We start from the raw sequence: 17,990 nt of genomic DNA, 5'->3' as shown, positions 1-17,990 counted from the left end.
CCTTGCACAAACGAGACGAAATGCGGTGCGATGATTGCCCGCCGCAGCGCGGATCAGCGCGTGGTTCGCGTCCAGATCTCGGAGCCGCACAGCGCTCCGACGCAGCCGCGCACCTCCAGCCGTCCCTGATCGAGCGCCGTGACCGTGCTGGCGTAGCTCTGGCCGTCATCGGCGTTGTAGATGCGACCGCTCCAGCTGTTGGCGGCGGATTGCTGCATATCGAGAAACAGCTGGAGGCCGATGATTGGCCGGTTGCGCAGCGAGGGATCGGGATTCTTGTTGTCTGCCTGGGGCTGACCGGTGGCGCTGTCGATCGGCTCACGCAGCCAGACCACCTTGCCGCAGAGGCCGCCGCCGCAACGGCTCACCTGCACCTTGGCGTCACCGGCCTGGGTCAGCCAGTAGCCGACAGGGCCACTGTCCGGTGCGGCACGAACCGAGGCAGGGGTGCCGACCAGGAGCACAGCGAGCACGAACAACGAGAAGGCGGAGTTGACAGCAGAGCGGACGTCGATTCGCATAAGGGGAGCCGTTCAATGGAGGAAGCAGGGATCGAGGAGCCCTCGGTGAAGCTCGATGGGGCAGACCGCAGACAAGACTCCGGATCCGAGATGGGACAGATGATGTTCAGGCAACGGAACGCGAGACCGAACCTCGGTCAGATAGCTTGCAAGAGCATGACGTGGAAGGCCTCGATGGCGACAATTGAATGACGTAGCGACAATTGCAGGTTGCGCCCGGCTCGATCGGGAGTGTCAAAAAAACAGACTCGACCGGCAGGTGCTGACATAACAAGAAACATATCGGCCATGGTCTTTTCAAGGCGATAAAACCAGCAATGGTGATGATGCGCACCACTTCCGGCGACCGCGGCCGTCCCTGGCCTCCCACGATGCGCCTCGTCGGCAAAAGATCGATTGCAAACAAGGGGTTCTGGAGCTGGGCATGAAACGAGACGCTTTCTATCCCGGCGTGCCGGTCTTCCACGGCTTTCGTAACCTGATGGACCCGGCGCTCTATGTTCCACTGCCCGATGACTGGATCATCGGCTCTGCCGATATCGTCGATTCGACCCGGGCGATCGCCGAGCAGCGTTACAAGGCCGTCAACATGGCCGGTGCGGCGGTGATCGCGGCGGTGACCAATGCCCTGGGCGAGCAGGAGTTTCCGTTCGTCTTTGGTGGCGATGGCGCCAGCTTCGCGGTCGCTCCGGCACAGGCTGAGGAGGCCTGTGCCGCGCTCGCCGCGACGGCGGCCTGGGTCAAGGCGGACCTCGACCTCGTGATGCGCACGGCCGCCGTCCCCATGCGGGCGGTGCGGGCGCAGGGGCTGGACGTCCGGGTGGCGCGCTATGCGCCATCGCCGGATGTGTCCTATGCGATGTTTTCCGGGGGCGGGCTCGGTTGGGTCGACGCCGCGATGAAACGCGGCGAGTTCGCCATCCCGCCGGTGCCGTCTGGTGCCGTACCGGACCTGACCGGCCTGTCGTGCCGCTTCGCCGAGATTCCAGCCTCGCGCGGCCTGATTCTCTCTGTCCTGGTGTTGCCGGGCCGGCAGGCGACGGCCGCAGCGTTTCGGGGGGTCATCGAGGATGTGGTCGCCCTGATCGATCACAGTCCTGATGCCGGCCGGCCGGTGCCGCAAGGCGGTCCGCCGCTGACCTGGCCGCCGGACGGGCTCGACTACGAGGCGCGGGCCGCGCATCGCGGGCCGTTGCTGCTGCGCCGCGCCTCGCTGCTCGGCTTTTCACTGTTTGCCTTCCTGATCATGCGTTTCGGCATCAGCGTCGGCGGCTTCAAGCCCAGGACCTATGTGGAGCAGGTGGTCGCCAACTCGGATTTCCGCAAATTCGACGACGCCCTGCGCATGGTTGTCGATTGCACGCCCGAGCTTGAGCAGGAGCTCGAGCGTCGCCTCGCCGAGGCCGCAGCGGCGGGGGCGGTACGCTACGGGCTGCATCGGCAGGATGCGGCGATGATGACCTGCTTCACGCTGTCGCCGACGCGCAGCAACCACGTTCATTTCATCGATGGCGCGCGCGGTGGCTACGCCTCCGCGGCCACCGCGCTGAAGGCGGCGGGCTAGGGTCCCGGTTCGCAAGTTCGCTGCATTTGCAGCAACCGCCGCGGCGATGCTGAAGCGAATGTCAGATTCACCACACTAGGTGCGACGGCTCCGGGAGCTGTCTGGGTACCATGACGTCAGCTTGACCGCGACCGCGCACGACAGCCCCAGCAGCACCATCGAGCAGGCTGCGAGGACGAAAAACCCCGTCACGGTGGCGCCGGTCGAGACCAGCCACATGCTGCCGACCGCGATGAAGATCAGGCGTGCCGTCTGCGACAGCACCGGGCCGAGAATCTTCGCTGCTCCTTGCGAGGAGAAATACAGCGAGATGTTGAGGCCGATAAACGCGTACAGCGGAGCGGCGATCGTGAGATAATGGTAGCTCGCCGCGCGCACGCCGGGATCGTCGGTGAAAAGGCTGACCCACAGCCAGGGAAAGGCGGCAATGATCATGCCGGCGACGGCAACTGCCGCGAAGGCGATGGTGCCGCCGGTCCATGCGACCTGCCGCGCCCGCGCGATGCGTCCGGCGCCGATCGCCATGCCGACCATCGGCACGGAGGCAACGCCGACGGCGAACGCGATCGAGGTGAGCATGAACTCAAGCCGCGCGCCAATGCCATAGCCGGCGAGCACCTCGGTGCCGAAGCGGGCGAGCATGTGGGTGAAGATCGTGATCGCCAGCACCGACTGCAGCGGCGAGAAGCAGGCGATCGCGCCGACCTTGAGAATGTCGACGAACATTTCGGCGCGAAAGCGCAACGGCGCATGGCGCAGGTTGAGCCGGCCGCGACCGCTGAGCAGATACCAGAAACTGATGGACAGGCCGGTGGCGAAGGCGATCAGCGTGCCGCAGGCGACGCCGCGCATGCCGAACCGCGGGATCGGGCCGAGACCGAGACCGAGCGCGCCGCCGAGCGTGATCTGGATCGCCGCAGACAACAGGATCAGCGTCGACGGCAGTCGCATGTTGCCGGTGCCGCGCAGGATCGAGGTCATCGTGTTCATCAGCCATGGCACGATGGCGCCGCCGAAGAAGATCTCGATGTAGCCGATCGCCTCTGTCAGGACCCGCCCGCGGCCGCCGAGCAATGCGAGCAGGCGCGGGCCGAAGCTCAGCATGCCGACGGTGAAGGTCAGGCCGAAACAGGCGCCGATCAGGATGGCGTGGAGCGCCAGCACATTGGCGCGTTCCGTATCTCCTGCGCCGAGCGCTCGGGCGATCGCGGAGGCAACGCCGCCGCCCATCGCGCCGCCGGACATCGTCATGGTGAGAATGACGAACGGAAACACCAGCGCCATCGCAGCCAACGGTTCGATGCCGAGCCGGCCGACATATGACGTCTCAGCGATCGCGACGCAGACGCCGACCGACAGCGCGACCACATTGGGCGCAGTCAATCTCAGCAGCGTCGACAGGATCGGGCCGTCGAGCAATGGATCGGAGATGCGGACAGTTGCGAGCGAAGGCGCCTCGATCGCCTGCAGCTCGGCCGCCCCCAGATCCGTCATGACGTCTCCCTGATAGGTCGTTGGCGCCGGCCGCGATCGTACCAGCGCACCGGCATTTGACAGGCTGTCCGGGAGCTTCGCAAGGCGCGGTGGGCCATCAACATGCCTGCGGGCATGCGGCAGGGTATATGAGCCATGCGATCAGGCGTCGCGTAACGGAAGGGCGCGGGCGCGCCGTCACCACGGCAGGCCGCAGAGGTCGATCACGCCCTTACGTGGTTTCTGCACGAGATCGAACACCATCGGCGTCAGTAGGTCGAAGCGGCCATGCCCCGCCGGCTGTTCGGCGAGAATCTCGCCTTCGAACGCGTGCCAGCCGCGTGCCTGGAAGAACGCGACCGTCGTGGGTTCGGAGAACAGCAACGCAAAGCCGAGCGAACCTTCGTGCCTGAGCGTCTGGGTCGCCGCATTGAGCGCGATGTTCGCAAGGCCACGGCGGCGGTGATCAGCGCGGGTGACCACGCCGCCGACGCCGCCGATATGGGCGGCGCGGCCGTTCAGCGTCGCGTTGCGACGATAGAGCCCGACATGACAGACGAGGCCGGCATCGTCCGCTTCTACCAGCACGCGGAAATCCGCGCGTGCGAACGTCACCTGCCCCCAGGGCAGCGCCGCCTTCACCGCGGCAGGCCAGACCGCGGTCAGCAGCGGTTCGGCCACGGGCCATGCGGCGTCGCCGTTCAGAATCTCGATGTCGATGCTCATGAAGCCATTCTTGCGCGTGCCGCAGCTTTCACTGTGAACTGTGTGGAGGTTGTCCATGACAATGCGCCTCTGGCACGTAAAGGTCGAGAGGCCATGGCGTGAGGCGGTGTTGAAGGAAGGGCTGGCGTCATCACACGAGACACGATGGCGTACAGTGCGTGGGTCGTCATGACGCTTGAGGTCTTTACCATTCGTCGCCGGACGTCGCTTCTGCCTGGAGATGATGCCAAAGCGCCTCGGCGACGGGCCCGTGAGGCCGGTCACGCCGGCGTATCACAGCCGCGGCCTCCGTCCGGCCAGGCAAATGGGCGTTGGCGATCGAGATCAGCCTTCCGTCCTCCAGCTCGTCCTTGATGAGCCACGCCGGCAGATGGCCCCAGGCCAGTCCGTGGAGAATCAGTTCTTTCTTCATCAGATGGTCCGGTGCGGAGCACAGATGCGCACCGTCGATGAGGAAATAACCCTCCGAGGACGGACGCCGTGCGGTGTCGCGAATCACGCCCTGGGTGAAGGGGCGCATCTGCTCCGGGGTGATGTCGTGCTGATGCTCGAATGTCAGGAATCCGGGAGCCGCCACCGGTACAAAGACCACCTCGCACAGATCGATCCGCTCGAGGTGCGGGTCGGAAGGATCCGCGTGATGGAAGACGAGGTCCGCATCGCCTTCCATCAGCCGTTCGAGCGGGCCGCTGACCGCCTCGTAGGCCAGGTGCAGGCGTGTGCGGTGGTGTTCGGCAAAGAACCGGCTTAGCAGGCCGAGGAGCCGCGGGCGCGGGCAGAGATCGCCGATGACGATGCGCAGCACCGTCTCCTCGCCGCTCGCCAGCTGGTCGGCATAGGTTCGCAGATGGTCGAACTCGCGGAGCGCCAGTTGTGCGCGTGCGAGGAACATGCGGCCTGCGTCCGTGAGGCCCGCCCGATAGGCGCTGCGGTCGAGCAGGGTCAGGCCCAGGATCTGCTCGAGGCGTGCAACGGCAGCGAAGACGGATGGGTGGGATCGGTTCAAGGCAATGGCTGCGGCCTGGAAGCTGCCCTCGGTCGCGACGGCGGCAAAGCACCGGAGGTCGTGAAGCTTGAGCCCTTGCATTGTTTTAAAATCCTACAATGATTGCTCAATCATAGTAATTTTATCTGACGTTGACGAGGTCTAGTTGTGCCAGACCAAGCGGAGCGGGGGACGGGGCTCCTCGTCGCTGGATGGAATCTCCTCAACGCCTCCCCGAAAGAGACCAAGCATGGCCAGTTTCGTGACGCGCCGCGCCGCCTTGGCGCTCGGTGCCGCCGCCCTTGTGCTGCCGCCCGCGGCGATGGCCGGGGGTGGCGACCGGCCCTCGACCCAAACGATCACGCCGCCCAACCAGATCAAACATGAGGATCAGATGACTGACGTCCGCCATTTCACCACCGGCGATGGTTGCCGCATTGCCTACACGCTGGAGGGCGCAGAGGGCCGGCCAGTGCTCGTGCTGGCGAACTCCATCGCGACGTCGCTGCACATGTGGGATGGGCAGGTGGCAAAACTGTCCGAGACGTTTCGCGTGCTGCGCTATGACTATCGCGGTCATGGCGGATCCAGCGTTCCGGTAGGGGCCTATTCGGTCGACCGGCTGGGGCGTGATGTCATCGAGCTGCTCGATTCCCTTCAGTTCGCTCGCGTTCATTTTTGCGGTCTGTCGCTGGGCGGTTGGGTCGGGCAGTGGCTGGGCATCCACGCGCCTGATCGGATCGAGCGCCTCATCCTCTCCAACACCGCGCCCCATCTTGGACCGGCATCCTATTTCGACGAGCAGATTCGCGCGGTTCTCGCGGCCAAGGACATGTCGGCCGCTGCAGACATGTTCATGCACAACTGGTTTCCCGAAGCGATGCTCACAGGGCCGAACGAGATCGTCGATAGGTTTCGCGCCATGGTCCTGGCAACTCCGCCACAAGGCCTTGCGGGATGTTACGCGGCTGTCCGCGACAGCGATCTGCGTCGCACCATTGCCCTCATCACCGCGCCCACACTGGTGATCGGCGGGAAGGACGACAAGGTGACCCTGGCGAGCCACAGTGAAGCGATCGCAGCAACCATCCCCGGCGCCACGCTGACGCTGCTGCCTGGCGTCCACCTGCTGAACGTCGAACGGCCGGCAGAATTCACGAGCGCGGTGACGCGGTTTCTCACTGCGGCTTAGGCCGGCATGTGGTGCGAGAGGGGTGATCCGCGCAGCGTCCGTGCGGATCCGCCCCCCTCGGACTTTCATGCCCACCGCGATGCAAGGGGAGCATATTCTCCGATCCGGCGCCGAGGGAGGACAGGCCGTGCGTCTTGGACACCTTGGTGGTCGCGGGCACCGTTACCGTGCCCCGCCCGGCGCAGGACTGGCGGGGCGGGTGGCGACCGGTCGTCGCGCCCCCATATTCACTTTCGGCGGAAACTTCTATATCGGTTCCGTGTTGAAAGACTGTCTCCCCTGATCAGCGGACATTCCCATGACCTTCAAACTCCCCGACCTGCCTTACGCCTATGATGCGCTCCAGCCCTACATGTCCAAGGAAACGCTGGAATATCATCACGACAAGCATCACCAGGCCTATGTCACCAACGGCAACAACCTGCTGAAGGGCACCGACCTCGAGAACAAGTCGCTCGAAGAGATCGTGAAGGGATCGTTCGGCAAGAACGCGCCGCTCTTCAACAATGCCGGCCAGCACTACAACCACCTGCACTTCTGGAATTGGCTGAAGCCGAACGGCGGCGGCGACAAGCTGCCGGGCAAGCTGCAGAAGCAGATCGATTCCGATCTCGGTGGCTATGCCAAGTTCAAGGACGACTTCATCGCGGCGGGCGTCGGCCAGTTCGGCTCCGGCTGGGCCTGGCTCTCGGTCAAGAACGGCAAGCTCGAAATCTCCAAGACCGCGAACGGCGAAAGCCCGCTGGTTCACGGCGCGACGCCGATCCTCGGCGTCGACGTGTGGGAGCACTCCTACTACATCGACTACCGCAATCGCCGCCCGGACTACCTCAAGGCGTTCGTCGAGAATCTCGTCAACTGGGAGTATGTCGAGGAGCTGTTCAGCAAGGCGAGCTGAGCCCGACATCATCTGATCTGCGAAAGGCGGCCTGCAGGCCGCCTTTTTGCTTGAGTGGGGTTAGTCAGGCGAGAGCGCGGGCCGGACGGAAAGGCCGGTCCCGTGTGGGCCGCGGAGAGCGGCGGGCTCGGCGCAACCCCGCGGGGCGCGGCGGCGAGTGGCCAGCCCTGCGTCTGGAGGGGGTTGTTCCCTGCGAATGTTACATTATAACATTCGGTACTGAATCCAGACCCGTCGAGTTGCCCGTGGCTGCGCCCCTGACCCATCCCGATGAGAGCTCCCATGACCATTCCCATGACCACTCCCATGGGCATCGCCATGCCTTGCACGCCCATCCCCCTCAGGAGGCCCCATGGTCGCTGTTGCGGATGGGGGTGGTTGCCCGGCTCGGCATCGCCGGCGCTGCCAGTGCGGCGCTGTGGGCCGCCGTGTGGCTGGCAATGAGGTGACCATGGCCCCGCAACTCGAATTTCGTGACCTGACGCTTGGCTATGACCGGCACCCGGCCATCCATCATCTCAACGGCGAGGTGGCGCCCGGTACGCTGCTGGCGGTGGTCGGGCCCAACGGCGCCGGCAAATCCACCCTGTTTCGGGGCATCACCGGGCTGCTGAAGCCGCTGTCCGGGACGGTCGCGCGCGGCGGACTGCGGCCGCGCGAGATCGCCTATCTGCCCCAGATCGCGGAGATCGACCGCAGCTTCCCGATTTCGGTGTTCGATCTGGTCGGTATGGGGCTTTGGCGCGCCCGTGGGCCGTTCGGCGGCTTCGGCCGGAGCGACCGGACCCGCATCAGCGCGGCCCTTGCGGCCGTCGGCCTCAACGGCTTCGAGAACCGGCCGATCGGGACACTGTCCGGCGGCCAGACCCAGCGCATGCTGTTCGCGCGGGTGCTGCTGCAGGACGCTCGCCTGATCGTGCTCGACGAGCCGTTCAACGCTGTCGACGCGCGCACCGCCGCTGACCTGCTCGAGGTCGTCAGGCAGTGGCACCGCGAGCATCGCACCGTGCTGGCCGCGTTGCACGACCTCGAGCTCGTGAAGGCGAGCTTCCCCGAGACGCTGCTGCTGGCGCGCTCCGCGGTGGCCTGGGGCGCGACGGCCCAGGTACTCAGCGCAGACAACCTGCGCCAGGCGCGGCGCATGTGCGAGGCCTTCGACGAGCGGGCCGGCGCCTGCATGGAGACGCCGCCGCAGGCGGCTTGATGCCAATGTATGATCTGCTGATTGCTCCGTTCAGTGAGTTCGAGTTCATGCGCCGTGCGCTGGCTGGTGTCGTGGCGCTGGCGTTCGGCGGCGCGCCGATCGGCGTGTTCCTGATGCTGCGGCGGATGAGCCTTGTCGGTGACGCCATGGCCCATGCCATCCTGCCGGGCGCGGCAGTGGGGTTTCTGCTGTCGGGCCTCAACCTGTTCGCCATGACCTTCGGCGGGCTGATCGCCGGCTTTGCGGTGGCAATCCTCGCCGGCGTCGTGAGCCGCGTGACCGAATTGAAGGAGGACGCGTCGCTCGCGGCGTTCTACCTGGTGTCGCTGGCGCTCGGCGTCACCATCGTCTCGATCCGCGGCACCAATATCGACCTGCTGCACGTGCTATTTGGCAACGTGCTGGCGATGGACGACCAGACGTTGCTGGTGATCGCATTCAACGCCACGGTGACGCTGCTGGTGCTGGCGGTGATCTGGCGGCCGCTGGTGATCGAGTGCGTCGATCCGCTGTTCCTGCGCACCGTCAGCCGCACCGGCGCACCGGCGCATCTGGCTTTCATGGCCCTCGTCGTCGTTAACCTGGTCAACGGCTTCCAGGCGCTCGGCACGCTACTGGCGGTGGGATTGATGGTGCTGCCGGCGGGCATCGCCCGGTTCTGGTCGCGCGACATCACGGGTATGATGGTGATCGCGGTCGGCGCCGCCATGCTGTCGGGCTATGCCGGACTGGTGCTGTCGTTCCACAGCAAGGTGCCGTCCGGTCCGGCCATCATCCTGGTCGCGGCCGTGCTCTATCTGGTGTCGCTGCTGCTCGGGCGTGCCGGCGGCGTGATGCGCCAGCTGTTTCCCGCGCCCCATCTCGAGGCCTGATCATGCGTCGTCGTTCCGTTCTTCTCGCCCTGGCGCTCGCTGCGTTGGCGACACCGCGCGCCGGCGCGGAGGAGGCGCCGCGGCTGAACGTGGTGGCGACCTTCTCGATCCTGGCGGACTTCGCCCGCAATGTCGGCGGCGACCGCGTCAATGTCACCGCCTTGGTTGGGCCGGACAGCGACACCCATGTCTACACGCCGACGCCAGAGGATGCGAAGCGCGTGTCGGAGGCGAAGCTCGTCATCGTCAACGGGCTCGGCCTCGAAGGCTGGCTGCCGCGGCTGGTGAAGTCGTCGGGCGATCGCGCCATTATCGTCACCGTCACCAAGGGCATTATCGCCCGCAAACTGCCGGAGGGCCGCGATCATGGCCACGCCGTCGATCCCCACGCCTGGCAGGCGGTGCCGAACGCCAGGATCTATGTCGCCAACATCCGCGACGCGCTGATCGCGGCTGATCCGCCCTCGGCCGAGATCTATCGCGGCAATGCGCAGGCCTATCTGGCCGAGCTCGACAAGCTCGACCGCGAGGTGCGGGCCGCGGTCGACAACATTCCCGCCAATCGACGCCGGGTGATTTCGACGCATGATGCGTTCGGTTATTTCGCCGATGCCTACGGCATCGCCTTCATCGCGCCGCAGGGTGTCTCCACCGAGGCGGAGGTGAGCGCGCGGGATCTCGCCGCCATCGTCCGGCAGATCAAGGCCGAGGCCATTCCGGCGGTGTTCCTGGAAAACGTCACCGATCCGCGGCTGATGCGCCAGATCGCCAGCGAGACCGGGGCGCGGATCGGCGGTACGCTCTATTCGGATTCCCTCACCGGCGAAAAGGGCGAAGCCCCCACTTACATTGCCATGGTCAGGCACAATATAAAGGCCCTGACCAGCGCACTGTCGGGCCAGGGGCCGCCCCGGGGTCGGTGAAGGAAAATCTTTTCCGAACAATCAGATAGCTGCCGCAGGTTGGGTTTGGCGTGGAGCCCGGCTCCCGCCGCCCGCAGGGCCCACGTCCATCCGGAGTTTCCATGTCCACCGCTTCGCCTTCCGCTTCCGACAAAATCCCCGTCACGGTGCTGACCGGCTATCTCGGGGCCGGCAAGACCACGCTGCTCAATCGCATCCTCTCGGAGAACCACGGCAAGAAGTACGCCGTGATCGTCAACGAGTTCGGCGAGATCGGCATCGACAACGACCTCGTCATCGGCGCCGACGAGGAAGTCTTCGAGATGAACAACGGCTGCGTCTGCTGCACCGTGCGTGGCGATCTCGTGCGCATCATGGAAGGCCTGATGAAGCGCAAGGGCAAGTTCGACGCCATCATCCTGGAGACCACCGGGCTCGCCGATCCGGCGCCGGTGGCGCAGACCTTTTTCGTCGACGAGGACGTGCAGACCAAGGCGCGCCTCGATGCGGTGGTCACGGTGGCCGACGCCAAGTGGCTGAGCGATCGCCTCAAGGATGCGCCGGAAGCGAAGAACCAGATCGCGTTCGCCGATGTCATCGTGCTGAACAAGACCGACCTCGTATCGAAGCCGGAACTCGCCGAGGTCGAGGCGCGCATCCGCGGCATCAACCCCTACGCCAAGCTGCATCGCACCGAGCGCTGCCAGGTGCCGCTCGCCGCCGTGCTGGAGCGCAACGCGTTCGATCTCGACCGCATCCTGGAGATCGAGCCGGATTTCCTCGAGGCCGACGACGGCCACGATCATCACCATCATGATCACGACCATGGTCATGATCACCATCATCACCACGACCATGACCATCATCACGGTCACGGCCTGAAGCACTATCACGACGAGGACATGCAGTCGTTGTCGCTGCGCTCGGCGAAACCCCTCGATCCCAACAAGTTCATGCCCTGGCTGCAGGCCCTGGTCGCCCGCGACGGCGCCCGCATCCTGCGTTCCAAGGGCATCCTGGCGTTCAAGGACGACGACGATCGCTACGTGTTCCAGGGCGTGCACATGATGCTGGAAGGCGATCACCAGCGCGCCTGGAAGGACGGTGAGCCGCGCGAGAGCCGCGTCGTGTTCATCGGCCGCGACCTGCCGGAGCAGGAGATCCGCGACGGCTTCGAAAAGTGCATCGCAGCGTGATGGCCGGGCTCAATCCACCAGAGGCGGCGGAGTCCATCGTCTCGATCACCGATCGCGTGAGCAAGGTCACGCTGGCCCAGCCGGCGACCTCGGTGCACTTCCTCGGCGACACCGCGGTCTTCGTCGGTGCCGAGGAGGCCGTGTCGCTGGTTGATGCGGCGGGAGCGGTGACGGCCGTGGACGTCCATGGCGGCGGCATTCTGTGCGCGGTGTCGGACGGCAAGCGGGTGGTCACCGGCGGTGACGACGGCAAGGTCATGGCGATCGACGCGGCCGGTGCGACCGAGCTGATCGTGACCGAGGCGAAGCGGCGCTGGATCGACAATGTGGCACTGCATCCGGAAGGGGCGGTAGCCTGGTCGGCGGGCAAGACCGCGTTCGTCCGCGCGCCGCGCCATGACGACAAGTCGTTCGAGGTGCCGACGACGGTCGGGGGGCTTGCCTTCGCGCCGAAAGGGCTGCGTCTCGCCATCGCCCACTACAATGGCGTGACACTGTGGTTTCCCAACATGGCGGCGAAGCCCGACGTGCTGGAATGGAAAGGCTCGCATCTCGGCGTCACCTTCAGCGCCGACAACCGCTTCCTGGTCACCACGATGCATGAGCCGGCGCTGCACGGCTGGCGGTTGGCCGACAGCAAGCATATGCGGATGACCGGCTATCCGAGCCGCGTGCGCTCCATGGCCTGGACCGCGGGCGGCAGGTTCCTGGCGACCTCCGGCGCCGACACGGTGATCCTGTGGCCGTTCGCCAGCAAGGACGGGCCGATGGGCAAGGAGCCGGCGATGCTCGCGCCGATGAAGTCCAGGGTTGCCGTCGTGGCCTGCCATCCCCGGCAGGACGTGCTGGCTGCGGGGTATGCCGACGGGACCATCCTGATGGTCCGGCTCGCGGATGGCGCCGAGATCCTGATTCGGCGCAATGACGGCGCCGCCGTCTCGGCTCTGGCCTGGGATGGCAAGGGCGGGCGTCTTGCCTTCGCCAGCGAGAACGGTGACGCCGGGGTGCTGGATCTCTGACGTAGCGGGGACGTCTGGCCGGGGTGGACGGCCCCGGTCGGACGTGTAGTTATGTCGCATGAAATCGCTATAACGAGCGGACCATGCGATTCCTGACGACCTTCCATACCGGAGACTTCCTAGACACCCTCGCCAGCCTGACGGTGGCGTTCGTGCTGGGCACGCTGATCGGCGCGGAGCGCCAGTATCGGTTGCGCACGGCAGGCCTGCGCACCAACGTGCTGGTGGCGGTTGCCGCTGCGGCGTTCGTCGACCTTGCGATGCATCTCGACGGTGCCGACGGCGCGGTCCGGGTGATCGCCTATGTGGTGTCCGGCATCGGCTTTCTCGGTGCCGGCGTCATCATGAAGGAAGGCACCAATGTGCGCGGCCTCAACACTGCGGCGACGCTGTGGAGCTGTGCTGCGGTCGGCTGCTGCGCCGGCGCTGACCTCGCCGCCCAGGCCGCGGCCCTCACTGCCTTCGTGCTCGCCGGTAACACCTTGCTGCGGCCGCTGGTCAACGCCATCAACCGCATCCCGCTCGACGAGCGGTCGTCGGAAGTGGATTATGACTTCAAGGTGACGGTTGATACGCCGGCGCTCGGCGATCTGCGGGAAGTCATGGTCGAGAAACTGGAGACGGCGAACTATCCGGTCGGCGACATCGAGGTGGTGGATCGCGCCAGCGGGGCGTCGGAGATCGTCGCGCGACTGATCCGGACCACGGTCGATCCGAAGGAACTCGATGCGGTCGCCGAGACGATGGAGCGAGAGGCTGGTGTCCGCCATGCCACTTGGGAAGCCAGCACCCGCGACTGACGGGAACATTGTCTTCGCCGCCGCGTTGTCGCTCCGGTCCAGTTCCGGAGGCGGCCATGGGTGCGCGCGGCGATCTTGAGCAACGTCAACAGCATGATCTGCGGCTGCAGATGGCGCTGGCGGCGGTGCTGTTCGTGGCCGGCATTGCTTTGTCCGGCATTTCGCTCTTCCACATCGCATCGCAAGGCCCGCACGTAGCGGAGCTCGCGGCGCCCGCCGGCGCTGCGTTGTCTGCCGCGCCGGTTCCCGCCGACAGGACCACGCCATCGATATCCGTCAAGTGAGCGTGGGGGATCGCGGCGGCCTTCCTCGTCCGCACCGTGGTGACCATCTTTTGACAGCTCCTGCCGATGATCGCGTCTCGCGAGACGTGCCGCGCTGCGTCATAGTGGTCGTCGATCGTGCGCCGGGCGCGCGGCAGCCAACGGAGTGGTCATGAAAATCGAGGATGTGAAACGAACCGCCTATTCGATGCCGTTGACGAATCCGTCATTCCCGCCGGGACCCTATCGCTTCTTCAACCGCGAATATTTCATCATCACCTACCGCACCGATCCGGAGGCGCTGGCCGCGGTGGTGCCCGAGCCGCTGCAGGTCACCGATCCGGTGGTGAAGTACGAATTCATCCGCATGCCGGACTCCACCGGCTTTGGTGACTACACCGAAACCGGCCAGGCCATTCCGGTGCGCTTCAATGGCGAAGAGGGCGTCTACATCCACTCGATGTATCTCGACGACGATGCGCCGATCGCCGGTGGCCGCGAACTGTGGGGCTTTCCCAAGAAGCTGGCCGCCCCGAAGATCGTCACCGAGAGCGACGTGCTGGTCGGCACGCTGCATTATGGCTCGGTGCTGTGTGCGAGCGGCACCATGGGCTACAAGCACCGCCCGGCCGATCCCGCGGCGGTGATGCATGCGCTGCAGGTGCCGAACTTCATCCTCAAGATTATTCCGCATGTCGACGGCTCGCCGCGCATCTGCGAGCTCGTGCGCTATCACCTGCAGGATATCGTGCTGAAGGAGGCCTGGACCGGGCCGGCAGCGCTGGGGCTGTTTCCGCACGCGCTTGCCGACGTGGCGCGGCTCCCGGTGCGCGAGGTGGTCTCCGCGCTGCACTTCAAGGTCGACCTCACGCTTGGGCTCGGCGACGTCGCGTACGACTATCTGGCGAAGTAGCGCGAGAATATTCCGGCGGATGCCGTGCGGCTGCATTCCACGACCGTCTTGTCGTGGCGCAAAAGAGTTCGGGGGCAGCCTGCGCATGCCCCCGAAACAACAACATGGCGTCAGCGCACCAGGACGTTACGGAACTGCCAGGGATCGCTGGTGTCGATATCCTCGGCGAACAGGCCCGGCCGGTCGGCGAGCGGCGTCCAGTCGGTGTAGTAACCGTTCACCGGACCGAGATAGGGCCGCTGGATCTCGAGGCAGCGGCGGAAGTCCATCTCATCGGCCTCGACGATGCCGGCCTCCGGATTCTCCAGCGCCCACACCATGCCGGCGAGCACCGCCGACGATACCTGCATGCCGGTGGCGTTCTGGTACGGTGCGATCTTGCGGGTCTCCTCGACCGACAGCTGCGAGCCGTACCAGTAGGCGTTCTTGCCATGGCCGTAGAGCAGCACGCCGAGCTCGTCGATGCCGTCCTCGATCTCGTTCTCGTCGAGGATGTGCCACGACGGCTGCATCTTGCCGGCGGCGCCGAACATCTCGTGCAGCGACAGCACCGCGTCGTTCGCGGGATGGTAGGCGTAGTGACAGGTCGGGCGGTACACCACCTTGTCGCCGTCACGCACGGTATAGTAGTCGGCGATCGAGATCGCCTCGTTGTGGGTGACGAGGAAGCCGTATTGTGGGCCGGGCGTCGGGCACCAGGTGCGCACGCGGGTGTTGGCGCCGGGCTGCAGCAGGTAGATCGCGGCCTGGCAGCCGAAATTGTGGGTGCGGCCGTTGTCGGGCATCCACTTCTCATGGCTGCCCCAGCCGAGCTCGGCCGGCTGCAGGCCTTCGGAGACGAAGCCTTCGACCGACCAGGTGTTGACGAACACGTTGCGCGGCTTCGGCTTCTTCGAGCGCTGGGTGTCGCGCTCGGCGATGTGGACGCCCTTGACGCCGAGCTTGTGGGCGAGTTCGGCCCAGCCTTCGCGGCTCGCCGGTTCGTTGAACGACAGGCCGGTGTCGGTGGCGAGGTTGAGCAGCGCCTGCTTGACGAACCACGACACCATGCCGGGGTTGGCGCCACAGGTCGACACTGCGGTGGTGCCGCCCGGATTCTTGCGCTTGGCGGCGAGCAGCGTCTCGCGCAATGCATAGTTGGAGCGCGCCTCGGGGCCGGCACTCTTGTCGAAGTAGAAGCCGAGCCACGGCTCAACCACGGTATCGATATAGAGCGCGCCGATCTCGCGGCACATGGTCATGATGTCGACCGAGCAGGTGTCCACCGAAAGGTTGACGCAGAAGCCCTGGCCGCCGCCGGCGGTGAGCAGCGGGATCAGCAGCTCGCGATAGTTGTCCTTGGTGACAGCCTTCTCGATGAAGCGCACGCCGTGCTCGTCGGCGATGTGATGGTCGGTATGCGGGTCGATGATGACGAAGCGCGATTTGTCATAGTCGAAGTGCTTCTCGATCAGCGGCAGGGTGCCCTTGCCGATCGAACCGAAGCCGATCATGACGATTGGGCCTGTGATGCGCGCATGCACGGATGAGGTCGACATCCAAAATCTCCAGCTGGCAGCAGTGATGGCTTGAAACGCGGGTCGCCGTGGCGGCGGATTCAAAGGCGTTCAAACGCAAATGACGGATGAAATCAAGGCTTCTGACGCGCCGGCCAGCGGGATCCTGCCGGCATTGCGCCCAAAGAAGCAGCAGTTTCAGCGGCTGTCACGCCGCCGTCACACCACGTGGTCCGGCTCGAGCGCGCAGCGGGTGGTGGTCGCCAGCTCGATCTGCAGCGTGGCATGGCCGATGCCGAACCGCTCGTTGAGCTGGCCGCAGGCCTCGACCAGGAAGGCATCGCCGGGGTGGCCGGCGGGTGTCACGAGATGGGCCGTGAGCGCGGTTTCGGTCGTGCTCATCGGCCAGATGTGCAGGTCGTGGAGCGAGGCTACGCCCGGCAGGCCGGCGAGATAGTCGCGCACCGCCGCGGGATTGATACGTGCGGGAACCGCAGCGAGCGACATGGCCGTGCTCTCCCGCAGCAGGCCCCAGGTTCCCCACACGATCACGACGACGATCGCGAGGCTGGTCAGCGGATCGATCCACAGCCAGCCCGTGCCCATGATGACAAAGCCCGCGATCACCACGCCGGCCGACACCGCCGCATCCGCCGCCATGTGCAGGTAGGCGCCGCGAATGTTGAGGTCGCCCTTGCGACCGGACGCGAACAGCAGCGCGGTGCCGCCGTTGATGGCGATGCCCATCGCCGCGACGATGATCACGGTCATGCTCGCCACGGGTTCCGGATTCAGCAGGCGCTGCACGGCTTCCAGGATGATGGCACCGCACGCGATCAGCAGCAGTACGGCATTGGTCAGCGCGGCGAGGATCGAGGAGTTGCGCAGGCCATAGGTGAGACGAGGCGTCGGCGGGCGCTTCGACAGCACCGCCGCGATCCACGCCACCACGAGACCGAGCACGTCCGAGAGATTGTGCCCGGCGTCGGCGAGCAGCGCGGTCGAGTTCGCGACATAGCCATAGCCCGCCTCGACTGCGATGAAGAGCGTATTCAGCACGATTCCGATCGCGAAGGCGCGGCCGAAATCCGCCGGCGCATGCGAATGGCCATGCGCGTGGCTGTGGCCTGCATGATCGTGGCCGGCGTGATCGTGGGAGTGGCTGTGGCTCATGGCGAGAGCCTAGCATCGATCGCCGAAGGGGGCGACAGCCGAAGCGATGTCGAACAATATTCGCTATTTTATAACGTAGCGCGCGAGCATATGCCGCCAGCCGACGCCGTATCGGCGTCATCTGGCGAGCGGGGCCCGTCGACAAGGACGGCGTGTCATGAGCGCTGCCGGCGAACGTCGTGTACGTCATGACGGCGGCACGACAGTGATCACCGTGAGCGAGCGCCAGCCGCCGGCGGGTGTCTGAAAGGCGATGGTCTGTCCGGGCGACAGGCCGATCAGCGCAGCACCGATCGGCGTCAGGATCGAGATGCGTCCGGCATCGACGTCGGCTTCGTCCGGATACACCAGCGTGACGCTGCGCGTCTGGCCCGTGACGTCGTCGCGGAATGTGACGCCTGACTGCATGGTCACGACATCGTCGGCCGGATGATCCTGCGGCAGCACGGCGGCGCGGTCGATCTCGCGCGCCAGGAATTCGGCCGTGGCCGGATAGGTCTCGGCCGCGGCGTCGGCGAGCTGGCGCAGCCGCAGGAGATCGCGGGCGTGAATGGAGATGGCGGGCAGTCGGGTCTGCAGCTGTTCGATCATGGTTGTCACCGTCGGGCGGCAGGCGCGCCCGCGTTTGCCTCGGATTGAAATGAAGGAGGAACGACGCGCTGCGAGCTGCGCGACCAGATCAATGCGACCCGGACGGCGGGCATGGCGATGGCCATGCCAGGGAGCTCATGAAACGAAGGGGCGTCTGAACATCATGTCCCGGAACGGCGCGCGCACGCGTCCGCCCGGGTCA

General features: G+C 65.7%; 19 protein-coding genes. 12 read left to right on the top strand and 7 right to left on the bottom strand.

The features are described 5' to 3' along the window. Nucleotides 1-53: 53 nt before the first annotated feature. On the bottom strand, nucleotides 54-521 hold the full coding sequence (locus AB4Z37_RS03100) for a DUF2147 domain-containing protein (protein ID WP_441515195.1): 468 nt from the start codon (nucleotides 519-521) through the stop codon (nucleotides 54-56). Between the two features lie 424 nt (nucleotides 522-945). Here AB4Z37_RS03100 and AB4Z37_RS03095 point away from each other — a divergent pair, with 424 nt between their 5' ends. Then, entirely contained in the window at nucleotides 946-2,085 is a 1,140-nt protein-coding gene (locus AB4Z37_RS03095) for a DUF3095 domain-containing protein (protein ID WP_441515194.1), read from the top strand. A gap of 75 nt (nucleotides 2,086-2,160) precedes the next feature. On the opposite strand, the gene AB4Z37_RS03090 is transcribed toward AB4Z37_RS03095, so the two are convergent. The 3 genes from AB4Z37_RS03090 to AB4Z37_RS03080 form a co-directional block, all read right to left on the bottom strand. Beyond that, nucleotides 2,161-3,579: an MATE family efflux transporter gene (locus tag AB4Z37_RS03090; protein ID WP_441515193.1), complete on the bottom strand. Its 1,419-nt coding sequence runs from the start codon at nucleotides 3,577-3,579 to the stop codon at nucleotides 2,161-2,163. Between the two features lie 177 nt (nucleotides 3,580-3,756). Continuing rightward, nucleotides 3,757-4,284: a GNAT family N-acetyltransferase gene (locus tag AB4Z37_RS03085; protein WP_441515192.1), complete on the bottom strand. Its 528-nt coding sequence runs from the start codon at nucleotides 4,282-4,284 to the stop codon at nucleotides 3,757-3,759. A 184-nt stretch (nucleotides 4,285-4,468) separates the two neighbouring features. Continuing rightward, a complete protein-coding gene (locus AB4Z37_RS03080; RefSeq protein ID WP_441515191.1) occupies nucleotides 4,469-5,371 on the bottom strand; it encodes a LysR family transcriptional regulator in 903 nt (300 codons plus the stop codon). A 292-nt stretch (nucleotides 5,372-5,663) separates the two neighbouring features. On the opposite strand from AB4Z37_RS03080, the gene AB4Z37_RS03075 reads away from it, so the two are divergent. The 11 genes from AB4Z37_RS03075 to AB4Z37_RS03025 all read left to right on the top strand — a co-directional run bounded on the left by AB4Z37_RS03075 (nucleotide 5,664) and on the right by AB4Z37_RS03025 (nucleotide 14,528). Next, nucleotides 5,664-6,461 carry an alpha/beta fold hydrolase gene (locus AB4Z37_RS03075; protein WP_441515254.1) on the top strand — a complete coding sequence of 266 codons (798 nt, stop codon included), beginning with the start codon at nucleotides 5,664-5,666 and terminating at the stop codon, nucleotides 6,459-6,461. A gap of 298 nt (nucleotides 6,462-6,759) precedes the next feature. Beyond that, the gene (locus tag AB4Z37_RS03070; protein WP_441515190.1) at nucleotides 6,760-7,359 is read left to right on the top strand and encodes a superoxide dismutase; all 600 of its coding nucleotides are present in this window, start codon (nucleotides 6,760-6,762) and stop codon (nucleotides 7,357-7,359) included. Nucleotides 7,360-7,604: 245 nt separating this feature from the next. Next, on the top strand, nucleotides 7,605-7,808 hold the full coding sequence (locus tag AB4Z37_RS03065; RefSeq protein ID WP_441515189.1) for a hypothetical protein: 204 nt from the start codon (nucleotides 7,605-7,607) through the stop codon (nucleotides 7,806-7,808). A 2-nt stretch (nucleotides 7,809-7,810) separates the two neighbouring features. After that, complete coding sequence (gene aztA, locus AB4Z37_RS03060) at nucleotides 7,811-8,563, top strand: zinc ABC transporter ATP-binding protein AztA (protein ID WP_441515188.1); 753 nt, start codon at nucleotides 7,811-7,813, stop codon at nucleotides 8,561-8,563. After that, nucleotides 8,563-9,435 carry a metal ABC transporter permease gene (locus AB4Z37_RS03055; RefSeq protein ID WP_441515187.1) on the top strand — a complete coding sequence of 291 codons (873 nt, stop codon included), beginning with the start codon at nucleotides 8,563-8,565 and terminating at the stop codon, nucleotides 9,433-9,435. The genes aztA and AB4Z37_RS03055 overlap by 1 nt, the downstream gene beginning before the upstream one ends. A gap of 2 nt (nucleotides 9,436-9,437) precedes the next feature. After that, nucleotides 9,438-10,358: a metal ABC transporter substrate-binding protein gene (locus AB4Z37_RS03050; protein WP_441515186.1), complete on the top strand. Its 921-nt coding sequence runs from the start codon at nucleotides 9,438-9,440 to the stop codon at nucleotides 10,356-10,358. Between the two features lie 101 nt (nucleotides 10,359-10,459). After that, nucleotides 10,460-11,533 (top strand): CobW family GTP-binding protein, encoded by a 1,074-nt coding sequence (locus AB4Z37_RS03045; protein WP_441515185.1) that lies wholly within the window; start codon nucleotides 10,460-10,462, stop codon nucleotides 11,531-11,533. Then, nucleotides 11,533-12,552 carry a WD40 repeat domain-containing protein gene (locus AB4Z37_RS03040; RefSeq protein ID WP_441515253.1) on the top strand — a complete coding sequence of 340 codons (1,020 nt, stop codon included), beginning with the start codon at nucleotides 11,533-11,535 and terminating at the stop codon, nucleotides 12,550-12,552. Before AB4Z37_RS03045 ends, AB4Z37_RS03040 begins: the two co-directional genes overlap by 1 nt. An 83-nt stretch (nucleotides 12,553-12,635) precedes the next feature. Beyond that, nucleotides 12,636-13,352, top strand: coding sequence for an MgtC/SapB family protein (locus AB4Z37_RS03035; RefSeq protein ID WP_441515184.1), 717 nt, complete (start codon nucleotides 12,636-12,638; stop codon nucleotides 13,350-13,352). A 56-nt stretch (nucleotides 13,353-13,408) separates the two neighbouring features. Further along, on the top strand, nucleotides 13,409-13,636 hold the full coding sequence (locus AB4Z37_RS03030; RefSeq protein WP_441515183.1) for a hypothetical protein: 228 nt from the start codon (nucleotides 13,409-13,411) through the stop codon (nucleotides 13,634-13,636). 151 nt (nucleotides 13,637-13,787) lie between these two features. Further along, nucleotides 13,788-14,528 carry an acetoacetate decarboxylase gene (locus AB4Z37_RS03025; protein ID WP_441515182.1) on the top strand — a complete coding sequence of 247 codons (741 nt, stop codon included), beginning with the start codon at nucleotides 13,788-13,790 and terminating at the stop codon, nucleotides 14,526-14,528. Nucleotides 14,529-14,638: 110 nt separating this feature from the next. Here the strand turns inward: AB4Z37_RS03025 and AB4Z37_RS03020 are convergent, their stop codons facing one another. The 3 genes from AB4Z37_RS03020 to rnk all read right to left on the bottom strand — a co-directional run bounded on the left by AB4Z37_RS03020 (nucleotide 14,639) and on the right by rnk (nucleotide 17,788). Further along, complete coding sequence (locus tag AB4Z37_RS03020; protein WP_441515181.1) at nucleotides 14,639-16,066, bottom strand: homospermidine synthase; 1,428 nt, start codon at nucleotides 16,064-16,066, stop codon at nucleotides 14,639-14,641. Nucleotides 16,067-16,243: 177 nt separating this feature from the next. Then, nucleotides 16,244-17,197, bottom strand: a complete 954-nt coding sequence (locus tag AB4Z37_RS03015; RefSeq protein WP_441515180.1) for a cation diffusion facilitator family transporter — start codon at nucleotides 17,195-17,197, stop codon at nucleotides 16,244-16,246. A 186-nt stretch (nucleotides 17,198-17,383) separates the two neighbouring features. Further along, nucleotides 17,384-17,788, bottom strand: a complete 405-nt coding sequence (gene rnk, locus AB4Z37_RS03010; RefSeq protein ID WP_441515179.1) for a nucleoside diphosphate kinase regulator — start codon at nucleotides 17,786-17,788, stop codon at nucleotides 17,384-17,386. Nucleotides 17,789-17,990 lie beyond the last annotated feature (202 nt).

Source organism: Bradyrhizobium sp. 2TAF24 (genome assembly GCF_052115025.1).
In the GTDB taxonomy this organism is placed as follows: Bacteria; Pseudomonadota; Alphaproteobacteria; order Rhizobiales; family Xanthobacteraceae; genus Bradyrhizobium_A.
This window is presented reverse-complemented; position numbering and strand designations above follow the sequence as displayed.